A 22069-nucleotide genomic window follows, 5' to 3' on the forward strand; every position below is an offset into this window, starting at 1 on the left:
GATTTATCGGCGGCAGGAGGTTTGCGGCCGTCATTTCCCGTCGTCACGATGTCAGAGACCTGAGAGCGCCATGTCCGACGCCATTCCGTTTCTCAAACCCCGCGCCGACGTCCTGGCCCGCCGCGACCAGATCGTCGCCGATCTCACAGATCTTCTGCCGCCGGAATGCCTGGTGCATGAGCCGCGCGAGCTGGTTCCCTTCGAGACCGATGCTTTCGTGTCCTACCGCCGCCTGCCGCTCGCCGTTGCCCTGCCGCGTACGACGGCCGAGGTCTCGGCCATCATGCGTTATTGCCACCGCTACGGCATTCCTGTCGTGCCGCGCGGCGCCGGCACCTCGCTTTCCGGCGGCGCCATTCCGCAGGAGGATGCCGTCGTGCTCGGCCTGTCGAAGATGAACCGCATCCTCGAAATCGATCTGCCCAATCGCGCTGCCGTCGTTCAGGCCGGCGTCACCAATCTCAATATCTCCGAGTCCGTTTCGGCGGATGGATTTTTCTACGCACCGGATCCGAGCTCGCAGCTCGCCTGCACCATCGGCGGCAATATCGGCATGAATTCCGGCGGCGCCCATTGCCTGAAATATGGCGTCACCACCAACAATCTGCTCGGCATCAGGATGGTGCTGGTCGACGGCACGGTGATCGAACTCGGCGGCAAGGCGCTGGATGCGGCCGGTTATGACCTGCTCGGCCTCGTCTGCGGCCATGAAGGCCAGCTCGGCATCGTCACCGAGGCGACCGTGCGGCTGATCGCCAAGCCGGAAGGAGCGCGCCCGGTGCTCTTCGGCTTCGAAGCTTCGGAAGAAGCCGGCGCCTGTGTCGCCGATGTCATCGCCGCCGGCATCATTCCCGTCGCGATCGAATTCATGGACAAGCCGGCGATCGAGATCTGCGAAGCCTTTGCCCATGCCGGTTATCCCCTTGATGTCGGCGCGCTGTTGATCGTCGAGGTCGAAGGCTCGGAAGCGGAAATGGACGCGACCTTGAAGGACATCGTCGAGATCGCCCGCCGGCACGGCGTCAAGACGGTGCGCGAATGCCAGTCGGCGACCGAAGCGGCGCTGATCTGGAAGGGCCGCAAATCCGCCTTCGGCGCCACCGGCCGCATCGCCGACTATATCTGCATGGACGGCACCGTGCCGCTCAGCCAGCTGTCCCATGTGCTGAAGAAGACCGCGGAGATCATCGATCATTACGGCCTGCGGGTCGCCAATGTCTTCCATGCCGGCGACGGCAACATGCACCCGCTGATCCTGTTCAACGCCAACGATCCTGAGGATGCCGCCCGCGCCGAGGCGGCCGGCAACGATATCCTCAAACTCTGCGTCGACGCCGGCGGCTGCCTCACCGGCGAACATGGCGTCGGCATCGAGAAGCGCGACCTGATGCGGCATCAATATTCCGAGGCCGACCTTGCCCAGCAGATGGCGGCGCGCGCCGCCTTCGATCCCGACTGGCTTCTCAATCCGTCTAAGGTCTTCCCGCTCGAAGGGCGCCCCGCCTCATGATCGATCTGATGCCGACGAGCGAGGAAGAGGCGGCGGCGATCGTCCGCGCCCATGCCGACAGGGGCCGGCCGCTGGCCGTCTGTGGCGGCGATAGCCGCTCGGGCTTCGGCAATGCTGTCGCCGCCGAGGAGCGGCTACGCTCGACCGGGCTTGCCGGCATCGTCGCCTATAATCCCGGTGAAATGGTCATGACGGTGCGATCGGGAACGCCGCTCGCCGAGGTCGAGGCGGCGCTTTACGATAGCGGCCAGATGCTCGCCTTCGAGCCGATGGATCATCGCCCTGTCATGGGCACATCCGGCGAGCCGACCATCGGCGGCGTGTTTGCCGCCAATGTCTCCGGGCCGCGCCGGCTCATTGCGGGTGCTGCCCGCGACAGCCTGCTCGGCGTGCGCTTCGTCAACGGCAGGGGCGAGATCATCAAGGCCGGCGGCCGGGTGATGAAGAACGTCACCGGCCTCGACCTCGTCAAGCTGATCGCCGGCTCGTACGGAACACTCGGTTTTCTGACGGAAGTCACTTTCCGCGTGCCGCCCCGTCCGAAAACGGAGCGAACGCTGCTTCTGTCAGGCCTCAACGACGCAGAGGCAGCAAACGCCATGGCGGCGGCGATGGCGCTGCCGGTCGAAGTCTCGGGTGCCGCGCATCTACCGCTGACGGTGACCTGGAAATTCCTTGCCGGCAAGCTGCCGGAAGGCGAGGCGACGGTTCTGCGCATCGAAGGCCTCGCCGGTTCGGTCGATGTGCGCATCGAAAAGCTTGCGGCTGTAATGTCGGCCTTCGCAGCGGTGACACGGCTGGATGAACCGGAAAGCCGCAGGCTCTGGCGGGAAATCCGCGAGGTGCTGCCCTATGCCGACGGCCCGGCGCGGCCGGTCTGGCGTGTCTCGGTCGCCCCCGGCACCGGCCACCAGCTGGTCGCGGCGCTCCGCCTCGAAGCCGGTGTCGACGCCTTCTATGATTGGCAGGGCGGTCTCGTCTGGATGCGTATGGAGGCCGGCCCCGAGGGCGAGCTGGTGCGCCGCTACATCAAGGCGCTCGGCGGCGGCCACGCGACGCTGATCCGCGCGTCGGGGCAGGCGAGGGCGGAAACCGCGGCCTTTCATTCGGAGCCCGAGGCGGTGGCGATGCTGTCGCGGCGGGTGAAGGAGAAGTTCGATCCGGCCGGGATTTTCAATCCGGGGAAGATGGGGTGGTGAAGATGCTTGTTGCCGACTGCCCACGCTCGATGGATTGCACGAGGGTGCCTCCAGCGCCCCCTTCGCCCCGGCGGGGAGAAGGTGGCCCGAAGGGTCGGATGAGGGGGCCACACGGCATGCAGTCTGTTGTCTTCTCGCTTCTGTCCCGGGTGCGGCCCCCTCATCCGCCCTTCGGGCACCTTCTCCCCGCCGGGGCGAAGGGCGCGCTGGAGGCCGCGTAAATGCAAACCAACTTCACCCCCACCCAGCTCCTCGACCCGGATGTCGCCGAATCCGAGAAGATTCTGCGCAAATGCGTCCATTGCGGTTTCTGCACCGCCACCTGTCCCACCTATGTGACGCTCGGCAATGAGCTCGACAGTCCGCGCGGCCGCATCTACCTGATCAAGGACATGCTGGAAAACGGCCGGCCGGCCGATGCCGAGGTCGTCACCCATATCGACCGTTGTCTCTCCTGCCTGGCCTGCGTCACCACCTGTCCCTCCGGCGTCGATTACATGCATCTGGTCGATCACGCCCGCGCCCATATTGAAAAGACCTACAAGCGCCCGTTGATCAACCGGCTGACGCGCGCCATTCTTGCTGCGGTGCTGCCCTATCCCGGCCGCTTCCGCCTGGCGCTCAATCTCGCCCGCCTCGGCCGACCCTTTGCCGGCCTGATGCGAGGGAGCGCGCTGAAACCCTTTGCCGCCATGCTGGCGCTTGCGCCGCGCCGCGTGCCCGCAGCGTCGGCCTTGGCAAAACCCGGCAGCTACAAACCCGAGACGGAACGACGCGGCCGGGTGGCGATGCTTTCCGGCTGCGCTCAGCCGGTGCTCGATCCCGGCATCAATGCGGCGGCGATCCGGCTGCTGACCCGGCTCGGCGTCGAGGTCGTGCTGCCGGAGGGCGAGGTCTGCTGCGGGTCGCTCGTCCATCACATGGGCCGCGTCGAACAGGCGCTCGCCAGTGCGCGGACCAATGTCGATCTGTGGACCCGCGAAATCGACGGGCAGGGGCTCGACGCGATCATCATCACCGCCTCGGGCTGCGGCACCACGATCAAGGATTACGGCCATATGCTGCGCCTCGATCCCGCCTATGCGGCCAAGGCGGCGAGAGTTTCGGCGCTCGCGAAAGACATCACCGAATATCTCGCAACCCTCGACCTGCCGGCGCACATGCCGAAGAGCATCACGGTCGCCTATCACTCCGCCTGTTCCATGCAGCACGGCCAGCGCATCACGCTGACGCCGAAGCAATTGCTGAAAGCGGCGGGCTTTACCGTGCGCGATCCCGCCGAAGGCCATATCTGCTGCGGCTCGGCCGGCACTTATAACATCATGCAGCCGGAGATTTCGGCGGCGCTGAAGGCACGCAAGGTCAAAAACATCGAAGCCACCAAGGCCGATATCATCGCCACCGGCAATATCGGCTGCATCACCCAGATCGCCACCGGCACCGGCATGCCGATCCTGCATACGGTCGAGCTGCTCGATTGGGCTTATGGCGGCGCTGTGCCGGAAAAATTAAGAGATTTGCCGTTAGGCTGACGTGAAAGGCCTGTCGGGCCGGTCTCGGGAGTTTAGACGATGTGGCGGGGAATGATCGTATTTGCGGGACTGCTCGGTGCGGCGGGCGCCGCCCATGCCGACAGCCGTTTCTTCTGTTCTGCCGATGACAAGGAAGCGCGCTTCACGCTTGAAAGCGGCTTCGAAAGCGATGCCGGCCACAAGCTCAACCATTTCCGCGGCGCGCTTGTTATCAAGGATCCGGCCCAGGCGACCGTGTTCGGCAAGCGTGTTTTCGAATCGCAGCATCTGACCAACCATTGGTCGCGCGATGGCGATCTGCTGCTGGAGGTCTTTGATGGCGGCGAAGACGACACCGGCGGAGCAACGCTGGATCTGGTCGTGGTTGCCGGCGAACGCGGCAAGCCGGCGGCAAATTTCAGCGGCACCTATTCCCTGACGATCGCAGGCGGTGAAAAGCCCTTTGCCGTCGAGGGCAAGGTCAGCTGCGGCACCAAATAGAGCAATTTCAGGAAAAGTGCGAAGCGGTTTTCCGTCCGGAATTGCGTCACAGAAAAATAGACAATTTCAGGAAAAATGCGAAGCGGCGTTCCCTCAGGAACTGCGCCACGGCAAAATAGAGCGGTCCTGAAAACTGGACCGCTCTAACGATTCAATTACCAGTGGAACGACACGCCGACATTGACGGCGTTGGTGAAGATGTTGGTCTTCAGGTCCACGCCGCTGTCGATCGGAACGTCGACGCGCGAATAGGTGCCCTTGTATTCGACGAAGGTCGACCAGCGGTCGGTCACCTTGAAGTCGACGCCGGCCTGGGCCTGCAGCGTCACGCCGCCGAATTCATAAGCCCAGGTCTTGCCTTCGGGGCGAATCACTTCGACATGCGGAATGTTCACGCCGACACCGGCGCCGAGATACGGCGTCCAGCGGCGGCTCGGATCCTGGAAGCGATAGAGGCCGTTCACCGTCAGCAGGTTCAGGCCGTCGGTGAATTCGAAATGCGACCAGCCGGTCTTGGCGAGTGTATCGTCGTCCGCATAAACCTTGTCATGGGTATAATCGAGCGAGATACCCCAGTTCGGCTTGTTGAAATTCTCCAGCCACCAGGTGACGCGGCCGCCGTAGTAAGGCGGGGCGCCGAAGGATTTGCCTTCCCAGCCGGCGGTGAAATGCGTGCCGTCGGAGAGATCGACGCCGCTGTGCGGTGCCGTCTGATAGCCGCCGTAGATGGAGAATTGCAGGTCTTCCGCCGAGGCGGAGGCTGCCGAACAGATGGTGAAAAACGCGATGCCCGCAAGCAGGGAGGCGGAGGAACGCAGCGCATATGTCATTGAATAGCCCCGAATATTGCAAATATGTCGACTCCTAGGCACATCTGCCAGCTTTCCGCCGCAAAGTCCAAGGGAATTAAAGGCGCCGTCGAGAGGCGCCTTTCGTTTTTTAGCAAGTGTTGCTCAGCCGCCGAACATGGTCCGCAGCACGTCGATGCCCCTGTCCTCGAACGCCACCTTGCCCTGCCTGTTGCCGGGGCCGATGACGATTACCTTGGTGCCGACGGGGGCGCGATCGTAAAGATGCGTCACGTCCTGGTTCATCATCCGGATGCAGCCGGAAGACATGTTGAGGCCGATCGTCCAGGGCTGGTTGGTGCCGTGGATGCGGAAGATGGTGTCGCGGCCGCCCTGGTAGAGATACATGGCCCGCGCACCGAGCGGATTGTCCTCGCCGCCTTCCTGGAAAGCGGGAATGATGTGGCCCTTGGCGGCTTCGCGGCGGCGCATCTCGGCCGGCGGCGTCCAGCTCGGCCATTCGGCCTTGCGGCCGATCTTGACGATACCCGACCAGCCGAAGCCGTCGCGGCCGACGCCGATGCCATAGCGGGTGGCCCGGTTGCTGCCTTCGACGAGGTAGAGATATTTGTTGTTGGTATCGATGATCACGGTGCCGGCCGCTTCCGTCGTCACCAGCCGCACTTTCTTGCGCTTGAACTGCGGCTTCACATATTTCGGCATCTGCGCCACACGCACGACTTGCGCCGGGCGCTGCGTATTGTCGGAGCCGGCAGGCGCGGCAAAGGCGGATGTAGACATCAAGGACAGGACAAGTCCGGCCGCGGCCAGACCTGGCATCAATTTGATCATGATCGATTCCCCTCAAGCAAATCCGCCTGAAGCTACATGAACTTCTGCCCGATTCAAGATCGGCCCGGCCGGATAAAGCATTTTCGGGAAAGGAAGCCGCCTGTTCTTGCGGCTTCCAAGATATCGTATGTGCCGTTACATGACGACGACGCGGGTTCCGACGCTGACGCGGTCATAGAGATCGACGACATCCTCGTTGCGCAACCGGATGCAACCGGAGGAGACGGCGCTGCCGATCGACCAGGGCGCGTTGGTGCCGTGGATGCGGTAGAGCGTCGAGCCGAGATACATGGCGCGGGCGCCGAGCGGGTTTTCCGCGCCGCCATCCATCCGCGCCGGCAGGTAGTGGCCCTTGGCGGCTTCACGGCTGATCATTTCGGAAGGCGGTGTCCAGTCCGGCCATTCCTGCTTGCGGGTGATCTTGTGGGCGCCGGCCCATTCGAAGCCGGGCTTGCCGACGCCGACGCCGTAACGGCGCGCCTTGCCGCCGTCCATCACCAGATAGAGGAAGCGGTTGTTGGTATCGATGACGATCGTGCCGGGTTTTTCCTGGGTGTCGTAATCGACCATCTGCGGCAGGAATTGCGGCTCGATCGGATGACGGATCGACGGTATGCCCGGGTTGATCGCCGAGACGGTCTGCGGTGCGACTTGCGGCGCCTGACGCAGCACGCGGCGCTGGAAAAGCCCGCGCTGCGGCTGCCGGACGACCGGCCGCTGATAGACGACGGGACGAACCGCACCGCCGCCGAGCTGGTTGATCCAGGGCGCGGTCAGATCGGGGCTGAGCACGACGGGCGGGCGCGTGGCGTAGCGGTCGTCTGCAAGGGCGGCCGTGGAGAAAATGCCGAAGACGGCTGCGGCAAGAACAAGCTGTTTCATCATCGGACGGACTCTCTACAAATGGCCGAAAATGCGCTGGCGGAGACGTTCCGCCCGGGCGGAGATGTTCACGCCCGGGAAAGACGCTGCCACCCAATCCGCCAGCGAATGGTAAAGATCGATTCATGAAAACTCGACCTGTGGGATAAACTTTTCGTCAGGGTTACCGTTCGGTTTGGAAAGACGGTTTGCAAATGGTAAAGCCGGAATCATGACCGGAAAACCAGGCGGACCGGCAAACAGACGGACCCGGGAATGAAGCGGACATGAGCGAGACAGGCATCATCATCGGCGAGGACGGCAGGAGCCGCTGCCACTGGCACGCCAATCTGCCCGATTATCTTCGCTATCATGACGAGGAATGGGGCCGCCCCGTCACCAACGACATCCGCCTCTTCGAGAAGATCTGCCTTGAAGGTTTCCAGTCCGGTCTTTCCTGGCTGACCATCCTGCGCAAGCGCGAGAATTTCCGCGCCGCCTTCTCAGGCTTCGACTTCGAAAAGGTTGCACTTTTCGGCGACGAGGATGTCACCCGCTGCCTTGCCGATGCCGGTATCATCCGCCATCGCGGCAAGATCGTCTCGACCATCAACAATGCCAGGCGCGCCATTGCGCTGAGGGACGAATTCGGCTCGCTCGCCCATTATTTCTGGCGCTACGAACCCGGTCATAACGAGCGGCCTGGAGTGGTCGACCGCGAGCATATCGTCGCCAATCCGACGACGCCGACCTCGGTCATCATTTCCAAGGATCTGAAGAAACGCGGCTGGACCTTTGTCGGCCCGACCACAGTTTATGCTTTCATGCAGGCGATGGGTCTCGTCAATGATCATCTGGAGGGCTGTTTCTGCCGGCCCGAGGTCGAGGCGATGCGCGCCGTGCTGGTCCGACCATGAAAGAAGATGCATCCGTGAGAACATTGATCGCAGCCGCTGCCCTTTTCCTCCTGATGGTCCCCGCTCTGGCGCAGACGCCGCAGCTCGATCCGGGCGAGAAGCTGGAGAAGCTGCAATTCCCGGCCGTCACCATGCAGCTCAAGGGCTGGACGAAATTCGGCAACAGCCATGTCTACACGCTGCCGGTGCGCGCCGGCCAGCATGTGAAGATCGACTTTGCCACCAAGAGCAAATTTGCCTTCCTGGCGATCTTCGACCTGTCGAAACCCGATGACGAGGCCTTCTTCGGCACCGACGAGGACGGCTTGAGCTTCGAGACGACGGTCAAGGAAAACACCACCTGGCTGCTGCGTCCTTATTATTCCAAGGTCTCGCCCCGCCGCGGCCTCGGCGCTCCCTTCAGCATCCTGATCGAGCCTTTGGCCGCTGCCCCGAAGCAGCCGCAGCCGCCGGCCGAGCCGGAGCGCCCGTCGCTCTTTCCGAAGGCGCCTGCCAAACAGCAATAGGGGGAGCGTCCGGCTATGCCAGCCGGTCGATCAGGTCGCGCAATTCGCCGAGATGGCCGATCTTGCGGAAACGCGGCGCCTCCGTCGGTTCGTCCACATGTTCCAGCACCCAGGTGAGTTCGTGCGGCACGAAGACGCCGTAGCTGCCGGCGGCGATCGCCGGCACGATGTCCGATTTCAGCGAATTGCCGACCATCATCGCCCGTTCCGGCCCGTCGCCGACCTTGGCGAAGATGCGGCGATAGGTGACGGCCGTCTTGTCGGAGACGATCTCGACGGCATCGAAGAAGTCGCCGAGCCCGGACTGGGCAAGCTTGCGCTCCTGGTCGAAGAGATCGCCCTTGGTGATCATTACAAGCAGATATTTGCCGGAAAGCGCTTCCAGCGTGTCGCGCACATGCGGCATGGTTTCGACGGGATGGGAAAGGAGGTCGCGGCCGGTATCGAGGATCTTGGCGATCACGCCGGCCGGCACCTTGCCTTCAGTGATTTCGATCGCCGTCTCGATCATCGACAGCGTGAAACCCTTGATGCCGAAGCCGTAATGGCGAAGGTTGCGTTTTTCGGCCTCCAGCAGCCGCTCGGAAATCTTCGGCCCTTCGGCGAAATCGGCAAGAAGCCCGGTGAAATGGGCTTCCGTCAGCCGGTAATATTGTTCGTTCTGCCAGAGCGTGTCGTCGGCATCGAAGCCGATCGTGGTCAGGGGTCGCGTCGTCATATGCGTACCTTTGAGCATGATGCCGAACAGTTTGGGCGGTTTTCGGCCATCATGCTCTAACTCTATAATTGAGAACAGGATTCAGATTTTAGACCGACCCGGCCGAAAATCATCCTGTTCTTGAAATATCGCCGGCAATCTATCGCTCGCCTGTGTCGAGACAAGGGCTGTGTCGAGACAAGGGCGCGACGTTGAAAAGCGCTGCCGCCGCACTACATCGAGTTTGCCTCACCTTGCAGCCAGCCACGGCTGTGCCTGTCACACGCAGGCCAATAATCAAGAAATGAAGTTCTTCAGTTCGCAAGCCCCTCTTGCGGCAGACACAAAGGATTTTTTCGACCATGCGTTACAATCAACTCGGAAATACGGGACTTTTCGTCTCGGAAATCTGCCTGGGCACGATGACCTTCGGCGAAGCCAAACAGGGCACCATGTGGGGCGCCATCGCCGATGTCGACCAGAATGCCGCCGACCGGATCGTCGAGCGCTCGCTCGCCTCAGGCGTCAACTTCATCGATACGGCCGACGTCTACTCCGCCGGCGAGTCCGAAAGGCTGCTCGGCCAGGCGCTGAAGAACCTCGACGTCCCCCGCAAGGACGTTGTCATCGCCACCAAGGTCTATGGCGTCATGGGGGACAAGCCGAACGACCGCGGCGCCTCGCGCGGCCATATCATGGATTCCGTCGAGGCGAGCCTGAAGCGCCTGCAGACCGATCATATCGACCTCTATCAGATCCACGCGACCGATACGGTGACGCCGATCGAGGAGACGCTGCGCGCTCTTGACGATCTCGTCTCCCGCGGCCTGGTGCGCTATATCGGCGTCTCCAACTGGCAGGCCTGGCGCATTTCCAAGGCGCTCGGTCTCTCCGAGCGCCGCGGCTTTGCCCGCTTCGAAACCGTGCAGGCCTATTATTCCATCGCCGGCCGCGATCTCGAACGCGACATCGTGCCGATGATGCAGGAGGAAAAGCTCGGGCTGATGGTCTGGTCGCCACTCGCCGGCGGTCTCTTGTCGGGCAAATACGGTCCCGGCGCGCCCGGTAACGGCGAGGGCCGCCGCGCCAGTTTCGACTTTCCGCCGGTCGACAAGGACAAGGCCTGGGCCTGCGTCGCAGTCATGCGCGAGGTTGCCGAAAAGCACGGCGTCAGCGTCGCCACCGTGGCGCTCGCCTATATCCTTGCCAAGCCTTTCGTCACCACTGTTATCATCGGCGCCAAGCATGTCGATCAGCTCGACCAGAACCTTGCGGCCGTGAAGTTGAAGCTCGATGGTGACGATATGTCGAAGCTCGACGAGGTCAGCGCCCTTGCCCCCGAATATCCGGGCTGGATGCTGTCGCGGCAGGCAGCCGGCCGCCGGCCGGTCGATTTCGAGCCGAAGGATTGAAAGCGCCGTGAACTTGCGGAACGCCGGATATTCCGGCGTTCACATTTCTTGCAAACCTCGCTCTTTACTCGGCGTCGTCCTCGGCCTTGTGCCGAGGATCTGCTGCACTCGTTGCAGATGCTCGGGACAAGCCCGAGCAGGACGAAAGAGGAGTGGACGACTTTATCGGCAATCAAGGACGGCTTGTTACTTGCCGTGGGCCTTCAGCCAGGCGTTCATCTCGGCGATCTCGGCCTCCTGCGCCTTGATCACCCCTTCGGCGAGTTTGCGGATTTCGGCATCCTTGCCGTATTGAAGCTCGATCTTCGCCATGTCGATCGCGCCCTGATGGTGCGGGATCATGCCGCGGACGAAATCCGCGTCGGCATTGCCGCTATATTCGATCATCATATCCTTGTGCATCTTGTCGTTCGCCTCGCTGAAGGCCTGGCTGGATGCATCGTGGCTGCCCATCGGCTTGCTCATGTCCATGGACATGTCTTCGGCAAAAGACGGCGCGGCGGCGGTGAGCATTGCGGTAAGCGTGATGATTTTCAAAGACATGAGAGGTCCTTCCTCTGTCTGACAATAGGTCTTCCAGGCAGCCGAGGCCGCCCATTCCGTATGGAGGGATGCGATGTCAGGACAATCGGGGAGGGGGCGCCTGCGGGGCCGGGCGGTTATCATCCAGGGCACGGGCAAGCGCCGGCGCAGGATAGGCGAAAACAGGCTTTGCATTGTCTGCGACCAACATCGCCGGCGGCAGCAGCAGGCAGGCGGCACAAAGCGGCATATGCGCCGCGTTGCTGGTGGCGCAGGGATCCTTCATGGGAGCGGCCTTGCCGCTCGCATCGGGCATTGCCATGCCGGCCATTTGATGGTGCATGCCGCCCGCCTCGGCGGCACTAGGCGCGTTCATCGACGCGCAGGTCGGACAGCCCGCCCAAGCGGACATGGCGCTGTAGACCAGCCAGCTGAGAACCATCGTGACGAGGGCGAGCGTGCGCATGGTCCTTCATATAGGGGAATGCCGGCCGGAAGCCAATCCGGCTGGCGGTGAACATTCGGTGACCGCATCGTCATTGCCTCTCACCAGGCGGCAATCACCTTGTGCTCGATCCGGTAGTCCCGGCTCTCCTCGCCGAGTGGCGCCACCGGCCATGTCCAGGCTGCTTTTGACGGCGGCGGCGGGACGCCGTGCAGCAGGTCGGCCTCCTCATGCGTGCGGCCGTTGCGGTCGATGACGGCATAGGCAATGTCGGTGACCAGGCAATGGCGGCAGGCAAGCCCCGCAAGCCCGGCCAGATGCGCCGCAATCAGCCTTTCCACCGTGTCTTCAGGCATGCCGCCGGCCTCGGCCTCGTAGCGCCGTTTCACGCCGCGGCCGATCTGCGACAGGAGGTTGGCCGAAACCACGAAATCGAGATAGGGCACGGTGCGCAGGAAGCCGAGCGGTTCGGGCGCTCTGCCGGCGGCGAGATCGTCATAGCCGGAGAGATCGCGCTCGATCAGCCTGACATTGCGATAGCCCTTGGCCGTCAGCCACAGACGCAGCGAGGCGAGATGGACGAGATCGACCAGCACGACGGTGTCGAAATTGCGCGCCAACTCTTCGATCGGCACGTCGCGCAGCAGGCCGGAACCGAGCACGACCGCGGTCCGCTTCTGCCGGAGACCGGCCGCCGCCGCGCGGATCGCATTCCTGCTCATTTCTTCATGTTCGGCCCAATCGGCGGCACAACGCCCGGCCCGCGACCAGAGATTGACGGAATAGCGGATGAACTTTCGATAGGGCTTGCCGGTAAATGGCAAAGTCGCCGCATAGAGAAGCGCCTCGGTGATCATGAGTATTTCCGCATTTCTGATGGACGCCTCTGCTTCAATCGATTCTGCCTGCGGCTTCAAGACCCTTCGCCCTTGCCGCTCCCCGCCCGATCGGTTAGGAAACCGCCACTGTCACAGTCAGCGGAATTCCCGGAAATGAACGACAAGCAGAAGAAACCGCAAAAGCTCAAGGCCCGCCTGCCGCGCGGCTTCGTCGACCGGACGGCCGGCGATATCCGCGCCGTCAACGAGATGACGGCAAAGATCCGGGAAGTCTACGAGCATTATGGTTTCGATCCGCACGAAACGCCGCTGTTCGAATATACCGATGCGCTGGGCAAATTCCTGCCCGACAGCGACCGGCCGAACGAGGGCGTCTTCTCGCTGCAGGACGACGACGAGCAGTGGATGTCGCTGCGTTACGACCTGACGGCGCCGCTCGCCCGCCATGTCGCCGAGAATTTCAACGAGATCCAGCTGCCCTACCGCACCTATCGCGCCGGTTACGTCTTCCGCAACGAGAAGCCGGGCCCCGGCCGCTTCCGCCAGTTCATGCAGTTCGACGCCGATACGGTCGGCGCGCCGGGTGTCCAAGCCGATGCCGAAATGTGCATGATGATGGCCGATGCACTCGAAGCCCTCGGCATCAAGCGCGGCGACTACGTCATCCGCGTCAACAACCGCAAGGTCCTCGACGGCGTGCTCGAGGCGATCGGTCTCGGCGGCGACGACAAGGCAGGCCAGCGGCTCAGCGTGCTGCGCGCCATCGACAAGCTCGACAAGTTCGGGCCTGAGGGCGTGGCCCTGCTGCTCGGTGCCGGCCGCAAGGATGAGTCCGGCGACTTCACCAAGGGCGCCGGCCTCGACCAGGCGCAGATCGACAAGGTGCTATTCTTCGTCGGCATCAAGAACTATGCCGAAAGTGCAGAGCGCCTGGCCGAACTCGTTGCCGGAACCTCGAAGGGCGCTGAAGGCGTCGAGGAACTGAACTTCATCGGCGCGCTGGTCAAGAGCGCCGGCTATCAGTCCGACCGCATCAAGATCGATCCCTCGGTCGTGCGCGGCCTCGAATATTATACCGGCCCGGTCTACGAGGCCGAACTCGGCTTCGACGTCACCAACGAAAAGGGTGAAAAGGTCGTCTTCGGTTCGGTCGGCGGTGGCGGCCGTTATGATGGCCTGGTCTCCCGCTTCATGGGGCAGCCGGTTCCGGCAACCGGCTTTTCCATCGGCGTCTCCAGGCTGATGACGGCGCTGAAGAACCTCGGCAAGCTCGGCGCCAGCGAAGTGATCGAGCCGGTGCTGGTCACCGTCATGGATGGCGATGTCGAGGCGATGGGCCGCTATCAGAAGATGACGCAGCAGTTGCGCGCCGCCGGCATCCGCGCCGAAATGTTCCAGGGCAACTGGAAGAAGTTCGGCAACCAGCTGAAATATGCCGACCGCCGCGGCTGCCCCGTCGCCATCATCCAGGGCGGCGACGAACGCGCAACCGGCGTCGTGCAGATCAAGGATCTGATCGAGGGCAAGCGGCTTTCCGGCGAGATCGAGGACAATGCCAGCTGGCGCGAAGCGCGTGTGGCACAGGAAACGGTGCCGGAAGCCGACCTCGTCGCCAAAGTGAGGGAGATCCTTGCGGCGCAGGCGGAGGATCGGAAGAGGGCAGGCGATGCGTGATAGACCCCTCCCCAACCCCTCCCCACAAGGGGGAGGGGCTTCAAGCGGCGCCGCTCTGCCCAACTCAACGTTCGCTTCACCGACGATGTTATTGATGTGTTTCGACGGTCGCAGCGGGTTAGTCCCTCCCCCCTGTGGGGAGGGGTTGGGGAGGGGAATTTTCTCAGGAGGGATGCAATGCCCCTGATCAACCTCCCCGAATTCTCCGCCGACCTGCTGGCCGAATTTGACGCCCGCAACGTCGAGCGCATCGATACGCCTGTCATTCAGCCGGCCGAGCCGTTCCTCGACATCGCCGGCGAGGATCTGCGCCGGCGCATCTTCATGACCGAGAGCGAAACCGGCGCCAGCCTTTGCCTGCGTCCCGAATTCACCATCCCTGTCTGTCTGCGCCACATCGAGACGGCGACCGGCACGCCGAAGCGTTACGCCTATCTCGGCGAGGTCTTCCGCCAGCGCCGCGACGGTGCCAATGAATTCTACCAGGCCGGCATCGAAGATCTCGGCGATATCAACATACCGAGCGCCGATGCCCGCGCCATCGGCGACGCCACCGGCATTCTCGCCCGCCTGCTGCCGGGCCGTCGCCTGTCGGTGACGCTTGGCGACCAGGCGGTGTTCGAAGCCGTCGTCCAGGCGCTCGGCCTGCCGCTCGGCTGGCAGAAGCGCCTGATCCACGCCTTCGGCAACATGACGCAGCTGGAAGCGCTGCTGGCCGGCCTCGTCAGCCCGCAATTCGTCACCGGTCTCGACGACGATATCGCCAGGCTTATCGCATCGGGCGACGAACAGGCGCTGATCGCCCATATCGAGCAGGAAATGCAGGCAACGGGTTATTCGACCAATGCCAGCCGTTCGCCGCTGGAGATTGCCCGGCGGCTCAAGGAAAAGCTCATCCTGTCCGAGACGCGTCTCGACGATGCGGCCTTCCATGTGCTGGAAGAGTTCCTGTCGCTCGACGTGCCGCTCGTCAATGCGTCGGCGGCGCTCGCCGGTTTTGCCGATGCTGCCGGCCTGAAGCTCGGCAATGCACTCTCCCGTTTCAACGGTCGCGTCGGCGCCCTTGCCGATGCCGGCGTCGATCTGTCCTGCCTGGATTATCGCGCCGCCTTCGGACGGCCGCTCGATTATTATACCGGCCTCGTCTTCGAGGTGACGGTTGAGGGTTCGACGGCGGTTCTGGCCGGCGGCGGCCGCTACGATAAGCTCTTGACCTTCCTCGGCGCGACGGACCGCATTCCGGCCGTCGGCTTCTCCTTCTGGCTCGACCGCATCGAAACCGAAAGGGCAGCCGCATGACCATCACCATCGCGCTTCCCTCCAAGGGCCGGATGAAGGACGACGCCTCGGCGATCTTCGAGCGTGCCGGCATGCCGATCACGGCCGTCGGCAACGACCGCTCCTATCGCGGCCGCGTCGAAGGCTGGGACGATGTCGAGGTCGCCTTCCTCTCGGCCTCCGAAATTTCCCGCGAGCTCGGCAACGGCACCGTCGATTTCGGCGTTACCGGTGAGGATCTGATGCGGGAGGGTTTTGCCGAAGTCGACAAGCGCGTCGAATTCTGTGCCCGCCTCGGCTTCGGCCATGCCGATGTCGTCGTCGCCGTGCCGGAGATCTGGCTGGATGTTGAGACCATGGCCGATCTCGGCGATGTCGCCGCCGATTTCCGCGCCCGTCATTCCAGGCGCCTGGCCATCGCCACCAAATACTGGCGGCTGACCCAGCAGTTCTTTTCGAGCCAGCACGGCATCCAGCTCTATCGCATCGTCGAGAGCCTCGGCGCCACCGAGGGCGCGCCTGCCTCCGGCTCGGCCGATATCATCGTCGATATCACCTCCACCGGCTCGACGCTGCGCGCCAACCGCCTGAAGGTGCTCCAGGACGGTGTCATCCTGCATTCGCAGGCCTGCCTGGTGCGCGCCCGCAAGGAAAGCCATGCCGACGAACCCGTCGTGCAGGCAATTATCGAAGCGGTGCGCGCGGCTCTCTGATCCTAGAACAGGATGATTTTAGGCCCGTTTGGCCGAAAATCTGAATCCTGTTCTAAATTAAAGAGTTAGAGCATGATGTCGGCCGAAAACCGCGCACACTTTTCGGCATCATGCTCTAGCCATCAATGCATAAGAGAACCCGCCGTCAATTCAATGACGGCGGGTTCTCCATGTCTGGGAGGAGGTCTGCTGGATCAGGCAGCCGCATAGGCGCCGCGGCGGGCGTCAATCGAATAGGCACCGGCACCGACGGTGGCGAGCAATACATACGCGCCGGCAAGCGTGATGTTCTTCATGACCATGATCTGGTTGAGAATATTCACGAGTTCCGTGCCACTTGCGTAGGGCAGATGGAAGGCAACGCCCGTGAAGACACAGAAGGCGGCGAGCAGCCAGCCGGCGATACGGACCTGGAAGCCGGTGAGAACCGCAAGGCCGGCCAGCAGTTCGAAAAGGCCTGCGACATAGGCCAACAGGGTTGCTGCCGGCAGGCCGGCACCGGCGATCATGCCCGCAGTACCGGCAGGATCGGTGAGCTTCATGAAGCCGGAAAGGATGAACATGAAAGACAGAAGAATACGGGCAATCAGGATAATGGCGTTCGACATGGATGCTGTCTCCGTTGAATGGCTCTGGAGATCTTGGTGCCCCGGCACCGTGTGGACCTCGGATGCCTCCTATGTCGCTCTTTTCCGGCGTTATGGAAAGATAAACAGATGCGGACAGTTTGTTCAATAATATGGAACGATGCGCTGCCGACCGCCGCTTGCCTTTGGCGCGTCCGGTCTCTTATGGTCGGCGCCCAATAAGGAGAATCCGATGGCAGATCTGTCCGCATTTCCGATCACGGCGCGCTGGCCGGCTAGAAATTCCGACATCATCCAGCTCTATTCCCTGCAGACCCCGAACGGGGTGAAGGTATCGGTCGCGCTTGAGGAACTCGGGCTCGCCTATGAGCCGCATTACATTTCCTTCGCCGTCAACGAGCAGAAGTCGCCGGCATTCGAATCCCTCAACCCGAACGGCCGCATTCCGGCGATCATCGATCCGAACGGCCCGGGCGGGAAGCCGATCGGCCTGTTCGAATCCGGCGCCATCCTGCTTTATCTCGCGGAAAAGACCGGCAGGCTCATCCCCGAGGACGCCGCCGGCCGCTACGAATGCATCCAGTGGGTGTTTTTCCAGATGGCCGGCATCGGCCCGATGTTCGGCCAGTTCGGACATTTCTACAAATTCGCCGCCGACAAGGTCGCCAACAATTCTTATCCGGTGGAACGCTACCGCGACGAGTCCAAACGGCTGCTCGGCGTGCTCGAAGGCCGGCTGAAGGGCCGGCAGTGGATCATGGGTGATCAATATACGATCGCCGACATCACCACCTTCACCTGGGTTCGCGGCGCCGACATCTTCTATGGCGGCCGCGAGGTTCTCGACTATGCAAAATTCCCCGCCGTCATGGACTGGCTGCAGCGCTGCATCGCCCGCCCGGCCAGCGAGAAGGGGCTGAACATTCCGGTCAAGCCGGAGTAACGGACCGCCGGAAAATACAAAGGCCGTCTTCGGGGACGGCCTTTTGCCCTGCAATGCCAGTTTTATCGCGGGCTTGTGATCTGTCTGGAACCTTCAAGCTTGAAGCGCGGAAAGATGAAGACGCCGACCATGCTGCCGCTGTATTTTTCCTCGAGCCCGTTCGACTCGCCCATGCAGAAGAGCGGCTGGCGCAAGCCGTTCGGCATGATGATCGTCGTCGAAAAACAGAAGGAGGAGGAGAGCGTGGCCGCCTGCTCGAACAGCTCCAGGACGTGGCTGCGGTCCTTGCTGTCGTAGCAGCGGATCAGGCTCAAGAGCCCGCAGTCCCGTGCGGAAAGGCCGTGCAGCATCGCGCTCCATTCGCCGAGGCGGAGCATGCCGCTCGACAAATCTCCGGTCCAGGTTTCGGAAATCGAAAACTGAGCCACCATCTCGTCATTTTGATTGTGGTGCTCAAGCGAGCCGGGTGTCAAAGGTACGGCTGCATTGGCTTTGACGATCTTAAACAAGGCGTTCCCCCGTTCGCATGCAGCTCCTCCGCCGCACGCTCGGTAAACACAAAAACAGGATCACGCAGCAGCAGGCATGATGCCCGTGCTTTTACCGGCGATCGTTGCCGCGGCCATCGGGCCGGCGGAACGTCTCTCGCGCCCGTTTGGTGGGCGCGCTTCAATTGCAGCGCGGATTTATAGGGGCTTTTGAACAAACGGCAACGGCTTTTTAAGGGTTGTTCGGATCGGCATTTTTCCGGGAATGCCGGCGTCCTCAGCCTATCCAGCGGGGAAGCAGCGCCGAAACATCAAATTTGCGGGCTTTGGATACGGTTCCACGCGATATGAGGTGAAGAATAGTGCGGCAACGCTGCAATCTCTCACGCAGACCGATGGCCTGAAAAAGCGCGGCAACGCAAGCTTCGCGAAAGCTTCAGCCGGGGAGTGGGCGACGCGCCATAGAATTGTGCGCAACCGACGAATCAATTTGAGCGCAAAAGAAAAGGGCGACCCGAGGGCCGCCCTTCCTGATCCGGATGTGCCGGAATGGATGTCAGTGACGGCTTTCGCCTATCACATCATGTCCATACCGCCAGTTCAGCGCGCTTGACGCGCTGAACCATCTTAGATGATGGGCGGTTTTACGGACGATGCTGTGAAAGGCCGTTGGCCTATCACATCATGTCCATACCGCCCATGCCGCCCATGCCGCCCGGCATGCCGGCAGGGGCATCCTTCTTCGGCAGTTCGGCGATCATGGCTTCGGTGGTGATCAGCAGCGATGCGACAGAAGCAGCGTTCTGCAGCGCGGTACGAACGACCTTGAGCGGGTCGACGATACCCATGGAGATCATGTCGCCGAATTCAGACGTCTGGGCGTTGTAGCCGAAGTTGTCTTCGTTCTTGTCGAGGACCTTGCCGACAACGATCGAAGCTTCGTCGCCTGCGTTTTCAGCGATCTGGCGAACGAGGGCCTGCAGGGCGCGGCGAACGATGTTGATGCCGGCTTCCTGGTCGTCGTTTGCACCCTTGACGGTGATCTTCGTGGAGGAGCGAAGCAGAGCGATACCGCCGCCGGGGACGATGCCTTCCTGAACGGCAGCGCGCGTCGCGTTGAGCGCGTCGTCGATGCGGTCCTTCTTTTCCTTCACTTCGACTTCCGTCGAGCCGCCGACGCGGATGACGGCAACGCCGCCGGCGAGCTTGGCAAGACGTTCCTGCAGCTTCTCGCGGTCGTAGTCGGAGGTGGTTTCTTCGATCTGGGCCTTGATCTGGGCAACACGGCCTTCGATGTCGGACTTGGCGCCCGAACCGTCGACGATCGTGGTGTTTTCCTTGGAGATCGAAACCTTCTTCGCACGGCCGAGCATGTCGAGCGTGACGCTCTCGAGCTTGATGCCGAGGTCTTCGGAGATCACGGTGCCGCCCGTCAGGATGGCGATGTCTTCGAGCATGGCCTTGCGGCGGTCGCCGAAGCCCGGCGCCTTGACGGCAGCGATCTTGAGGCCGCCGCGCAGCTTGTTGACGACGAGGGTCGCAAGAGCTTCGCCTTCGACGTCTTCAGCGATGATGAGGAGCGGCTTGCCGGTCTGGACGACGGCTTCGAGAACCGGGAGCATCGACTGCAGGTTCGAGAGCTTCTTCTCGTGAAGGAGAATGAAGACATCTTCGAGGTCGGCGATCATCTTTTCCGGGTTGGTCACGAAGTAGGGGCTGAGGTAGCCGCGGTCGAACTGCATGCCTTCGACGACTTCGAGTTCGGTTTCGGCGGTCTTGGCTTCTTCAACCGTGATGACGCCTTCGTTGCCGACCTTCTGCATGGCTTCGGCAATGTCGAGACCGACCTGCTTGTCGCCGTTTGCCGAGATCGTGCCGACCTGTGCAACTTCCTCAGATGTGGAGATCTTCTTGGCCTTGGCCTGGAGATCCTTCACGACGTCGGCAACAGCGAGGTCGATACCGCGCTTCAGGTCCATCGGGTTCATGCCGGCTGCAACGGCCTTGTTGCCTTCGCGAACGATCGCCTGGGCAAGAACGGTTGCGGTCGTGGTGCCGTCGCCGGCGATGTCGTTGGTCTTCGAAGCAACTTCGCGGACCATCTGGGCGCCCATGTTTTCGAACTTGTCTTCCAGTTCGATTTCCTTGGCGACGGAAACGCCGTCCTTGGTGATGCGCGGAGCGCCGAAGGACTTGTCGATGATGACGTTACGGCCCTTCGGGCCGAGCGTTACCTTGACTGCATCGGCGAGAATGTCGACGCCACGCAGCATCTTTTCGCGCGCGGTGCGACCAAACTTGATTTCTTTAGATGCCATGATTGAAACTCCTCAATTCGAGTGTCCGGGTTCTGGGACCCGTCGGCTACGTCGGAAAGGCCAGCGGCTGATCAGCCGATGATGCCCATAATGTCGGCTTCCTTCATGATCAGAAGGTCTTCGCCGTCGATCTTGACTTCGGTGCCGGACCACTTGCCGAACAGGATGCGGTCGCCAGCCTTGACGTCGAGTGCGACGACCTTGCCGGACTCGTCACGAGCGCCGGAACCGACGGCGACGATTTCGCCTTCCTGCGGCTTTTCCTTGGCGGTATCGGGAATGATGATGCCACCCTTGGTCTTGGCTTCGGACTCAACGCGGCGAACAACGACGCGGTCGTGAAGGGGGCGGAAGTTGGTGCTTGCCATTGTCTAATCCCTCGATCGAATGACATTCGCGGACCGGAGCGGCCCACATGGATAGATGTTAGCACTCCCTTGCGGTGAGTGCTAGCGACGAGCATTTAGGGATGGCTCCAAGAGGAGTCAATGAGAGCCATCACGAATTTTTGTGCCGGAATTGTGAAGAGGCCGGAGAATTGCGGAGATTGCCGCCGAAACCCGCTGCCGCGGGCCGGCCGCGAAGAAAATGCCTTGCCATCGCCTTGCGCCTTTGCAATGTCACCGGTGACTGAAGCAAATCGGGAAATCGGAATGGCCAGGCGGATAGAAAACTTCTCGGAGATAACCGGTCATTATGACGTGGTGCTCTGCGATGTCTGGGGCGTCGTTCACAACGGCGTCGAGCCGTTTCCGAAGGCCGCTGCTGCCCTTGAAGCGGCCCGCGTAAGCGGCGTCGCCGTCGTCCTCATCACCAATTCGCCGCGCCTTTCCTGGCAGGTGGTCGAGCAGCTGCGCCAGATCGGCGTTCCCGACAGCGCCTATGACCGGATCGTCACCTCGGGCGACGTCACGCGCCGGCTGATTGCCGAAGGGCCGAAGACGGTCTTTCTGCTCGGCCCCGAGCGCGACAAGGCGCTTCTCGAAGGCATCGGCGTCGAGCGGGTGCCGGCCGGCGAAGCGCGATCGCTGGTCTGCACCGGCTTTTTCGATGATGAGACCGAGAAGCCGGAAGATTACACCGAGATGCTTCTGGATTTCCAGGCGCGCGAGGTGCCGATGATCTGCGCCAATCCCGACCTCGTCGTCGAGCGCGGCCATCGCATCATCCCCTGCGCCGGCGCCATGGCCGCCTATTACGAGCAGCTTGGCGGCAGCACCCGCATCGCCGGAAAACCGCACCAGCCGATCTATGAGGCGACGCTGGCCGCTGCCCGCGAGCTTCGCGGCGATTTCCCTGTCGAACGTGTGCTGGCAATCGGCGACGGCATGCCGACCGATGTGCGCGGCGCCTTGAATTACGGCCTCGACCTTCTCTACATCAGCGGCGGTATCCATGCCAAGGAATACACCTTGAACGGCGAGACCGACGAGGCGATCCTCAACGCCTATCTCGATCGCGAAAAAGCCACGCCGAAGTGGTGGATGCCACGCCTCGCATAAAGAGAA

At 62.3% G+C, this 22069-nt stretch carries 24 protein-coding genes; 13 read left to right on the forward strand and 11 right to left on the reverse strand.

The window, feature by feature from the left end; translation table 11 throughout:
• Nucleotides 1–70 precede the first annotated feature (70 nt).
• From BBJ66_RS05975 to BBJ66_RS05990, 4 genes are all read left to right on the forward strand, one after another.
• Nucleotides 71–1510 carry an FAD-linked oxidase C-terminal domain-containing protein gene (locus BBJ66_RS05975; protein WP_071085627.1) on the forward strand — a complete coding sequence of 480 codons (1440 nt, stop codon included), beginning with the start codon at nt 71–73 and terminating at the stop codon, nt 1508–1510.
• On the forward strand, nt 1507–2709 hold the full coding sequence (locus BBJ66_RS05980) for an FAD-binding protein (RefSeq protein WP_071085630.1): 1203 nt from the start codon (nt 1507–1509) through the stop codon (nt 2707–2709). The genes BBJ66_RS05975 and BBJ66_RS05980 overlap by 4 nt, the downstream gene beginning before the upstream one ends.
• 221 nt (nt 2710–2930) lie before the next feature.
• Nucleotides 2931–4241 (forward strand): glycolate oxidase subunit GlcF, encoded by a 1311-nt coding sequence (gene glcF, locus BBJ66_RS05985; RefSeq protein ID WP_071085632.1) that lies wholly within the window; start codon nt 2931–2933, stop codon nt 4239–4241.
• A 39-nt stretch (nt 4242–4280) separates the two neighbouring features.
• The gene (locus BBJ66_RS05990) at nt 4281–4721 is read left to right on the forward strand and encodes a hypothetical protein (RefSeq protein ID WP_049735917.1); all 441 of its coding nucleotides are present in this window, start codon (nt 4281–4283) and stop codon (nt 4719–4721) included.
• Between the two features lie 155 nt (nt 4722–4876).
• Here BBJ66_RS05990 and BBJ66_RS05995 read toward each other — a convergent pair whose 3' ends face one another.
• From BBJ66_RS05995 to BBJ66_RS06005, 3 genes are all read right to left on the reverse strand, one after another.
• On the reverse strand, nt 4877–5551 hold the full coding sequence (locus BBJ66_RS05995) for an outer membrane protein (protein WP_049735918.1): 675 nt from the start codon (nt 5549–5551) through the stop codon (nt 4877–4879).
• A 123-nt stretch (nt 5552–5674) separates the two neighbouring features.
• The gene (locus BBJ66_RS06000) at nt 5675–6361 is read right to left on the reverse strand and encodes a L,D-transpeptidase (RefSeq protein ID WP_049735919.1); all 687 of its coding nucleotides are present in this window, start codon (nt 6359–6361) and stop codon (nt 5675–5677) included.
• A gap of 135 nt (nt 6362–6496) precedes the next feature.
• Nucleotides 6497–7246, reverse strand: coding sequence for a L,D-transpeptidase (locus BBJ66_RS06005; RefSeq protein WP_049735920.1), 750 nt, complete (start codon nt 7244–7246; stop codon nt 6497–6499).
• A gap of 263 nt (nt 7247–7509) precedes the next feature.
• On the opposite strand from BBJ66_RS06005, the gene BBJ66_RS06010 reads away from it, so the two are divergent.
• Both BBJ66_RS06010 and BBJ66_RS06015 read left to right on the forward strand, forming a co-directional pair.
• The gene (locus BBJ66_RS06010) at nt 7510–8139 is read left to right on the forward strand and encodes a DNA-3-methyladenine glycosylase I (protein ID WP_049735921.1); all 630 of its coding nucleotides are present in this window, start codon (nt 7510–7512) and stop codon (nt 8137–8139) included.
• The gene (locus BBJ66_RS06015) at nt 8136–8645 is read left to right on the forward strand and encodes a hypothetical protein (RefSeq protein ID WP_071085633.1); all 510 of its coding nucleotides are present in this window, start codon (nt 8136–8138) and stop codon (nt 8643–8645) included. The genes BBJ66_RS06010 and BBJ66_RS06015 overlap by 4 nt, the downstream gene beginning before the upstream one ends.
• A 13-nt stretch (nt 8646–8658) precedes the next feature.
• Here BBJ66_RS06015 and BBJ66_RS06020 read toward each other — a convergent pair whose 3' ends face one another.
• Complete coding sequence (locus tag BBJ66_RS06020; protein WP_003588314.1) at nt 8659–9363, reverse strand: HAD family hydrolase; 705 nt, start codon at nt 9361–9363, stop codon at nt 8659–8661.
• Between the two features lie 341 nt (nt 9364–9704).
• Here BBJ66_RS06020 and BBJ66_RS06025 point away from each other — a divergent pair, with 341 nt between their 5' ends.
• Nucleotides 9705–10754 carry an aldo/keto reductase gene (locus BBJ66_RS06025; RefSeq protein WP_071085635.1) on the forward strand — a complete coding sequence of 350 codons (1050 nt, stop codon included), beginning with the start codon at nt 9705–9707 and terminating at the stop codon, nt 10752–10754.
• Nucleotides 10755–10940: 186 nt separating this feature from the next.
• On the opposite strand, the gene copM is transcribed toward BBJ66_RS06025, so the two are convergent.
• The 3 genes from copM to BBJ66_RS06040 form a co-directional block, all read right to left on the reverse strand.
• Complete coding sequence (gene copM / locus BBJ66_RS06030) at nt 10941–11297, reverse strand: CopM family metallochaperone (RefSeq protein WP_071085636.1); 357 nt, start codon at nt 11295–11297, stop codon at nt 10941–10943.
• Between the two features lie 76 nt (nt 11298–11373).
• Nucleotides 11374–11742 carry a hypothetical protein gene (locus BBJ66_RS06035; protein WP_071085638.1) on the reverse strand — a complete coding sequence of 123 codons (369 nt, stop codon included), beginning with the start codon at nt 11740–11742 and terminating at the stop codon, nt 11374–11376.
• 80 nt (nt 11743–11822) lie between these two features.
• Nucleotides 11823–12578 (reverse strand): hypothetical protein, encoded by a 756-nt coding sequence (locus tag BBJ66_RS06040; protein WP_071085640.1) that lies wholly within the window; start codon nt 12576–12578, stop codon nt 11823–11825.
• 135 nt (nt 12579–12713) lie between these two features.
• Between BBJ66_RS06040 and hisS the strand changes: the two genes are divergently transcribed.
• From hisS to hisG, 3 genes are all read left to right on the forward strand, one after another.
• Complete coding sequence (gene hisS, locus BBJ66_RS06045) at nt 12714–14234, forward strand: histidine--tRNA ligase (RefSeq protein WP_071085642.1); 1521 nt, start codon at nt 12714–12716, stop codon at nt 14232–14234.
• A gap of 177 nt (nt 14235–14411) precedes the next feature.
• On the forward strand, nt 14412–15533 hold the full coding sequence (locus BBJ66_RS06050; protein WP_071085643.1) for an ATP phosphoribosyltransferase regulatory subunit: 1122 nt from the start codon (nt 14412–14414) through the stop codon (nt 15531–15533).
• Nucleotides 15530–16225, forward strand: a complete 696-nt coding sequence (gene hisG / locus BBJ66_RS06055; protein ID WP_071085645.1) for an ATP phosphoribosyltransferase — start codon at nt 15530–15532, stop codon at nt 16223–16225. Before BBJ66_RS06050 ends, hisG begins: the two co-directional genes overlap by 4 nt.
• 194 nt (nt 16226–16419) lie before the next feature.
• Here hisG and BBJ66_RS06060 read toward each other — a convergent pair whose 3' ends face one another.
• Entirely contained in the window at nt 16420–16833 is a 414-nt protein-coding gene (locus BBJ66_RS06060; protein ID WP_049735929.1) for a DoxX family protein, read from the reverse strand.
• A gap of 211 nt (nt 16834–17044) precedes the next feature.
• Here BBJ66_RS06060 and BBJ66_RS06065 point away from each other — a divergent pair, with 211 nt between their 5' ends.
• Nucleotides 17045–17755 carry a glutathione binding-like protein gene (locus BBJ66_RS06065; RefSeq protein ID WP_071085648.1) on the forward strand — a complete coding sequence of 237 codons (711 nt, stop codon included), beginning with the start codon at nt 17045–17047 and terminating at the stop codon, nt 17753–17755.
• Nucleotides 17756–17817: 62 nt separating this feature from the next.
• Here BBJ66_RS06065 and BBJ66_RS06070 read toward each other — a convergent pair whose 3' ends face one another.
• Entirely contained in the window at nt 17818–18264 is a 447-nt protein-coding gene (locus BBJ66_RS06070) for a hypothetical protein (RefSeq protein ID WP_049735931.1), read from the reverse strand.
• A gap of 331 nt (nt 18265–18595) precedes the next feature.
• Between BBJ66_RS06070 and BBJ66_RS34550 the strand changes: the two genes are divergently transcribed.
• The gene (locus BBJ66_RS34550) at nt 18596–18856 is read left to right on the forward strand and encodes a hypothetical protein (RefSeq protein ID WP_128146127.1); all 261 of its coding nucleotides are present in this window, start codon (nt 18596–18598) and stop codon (nt 18854–18856) included.
• A gap of 64 nt (nt 18857–18920) precedes the next feature.
• Here the strand turns inward: BBJ66_RS34550 and groL are convergent, their stop codons facing one another.
• Together groL and groES are read right to left on the reverse strand one after the other, a co-directional pair.
• Nucleotides 18921–20561, reverse strand: a complete 1641-nt coding sequence (gene groL, locus BBJ66_RS06075) for a chaperonin GroEL (RefSeq protein ID WP_049735933.1) — start codon at nt 20559–20561, stop codon at nt 18921–18923.
• A gap of 71 nt (nt 20562–20632) precedes the next feature.
• On the reverse strand, nt 20633–20929 hold the full coding sequence (gene groES / locus BBJ66_RS06080) for a co-chaperone GroES (RefSeq protein ID WP_003545797.1): 297 nt from the start codon (nt 20927–20929) through the stop codon (nt 20633–20635).
• A 285-nt stretch (nt 20930–21214) separates the two neighbouring features.
• On the opposite strand from groES, the gene BBJ66_RS06085 reads away from it, so the two are divergent.
• Nucleotides 21215–22063 (forward strand): TIGR01459 family HAD-type hydrolase, encoded by an 849-nt coding sequence (locus BBJ66_RS06085; protein ID WP_049735934.1) that lies wholly within the window; start codon nt 21215–21217, stop codon nt 22061–22063.
• The last annotated feature ends 6 nt before the right edge of the window (nt 22064–22069 follow it).

Source organism: Rhizobium sp. RSm-3 (genome assembly GCF_001854685.1).
Lineage (GTDB): Bacteria > Pseudomonadota > Alphaproteobacteria > Rhizobiales > Rhizobiaceae > Rhizobium > Rhizobium ecuadorense.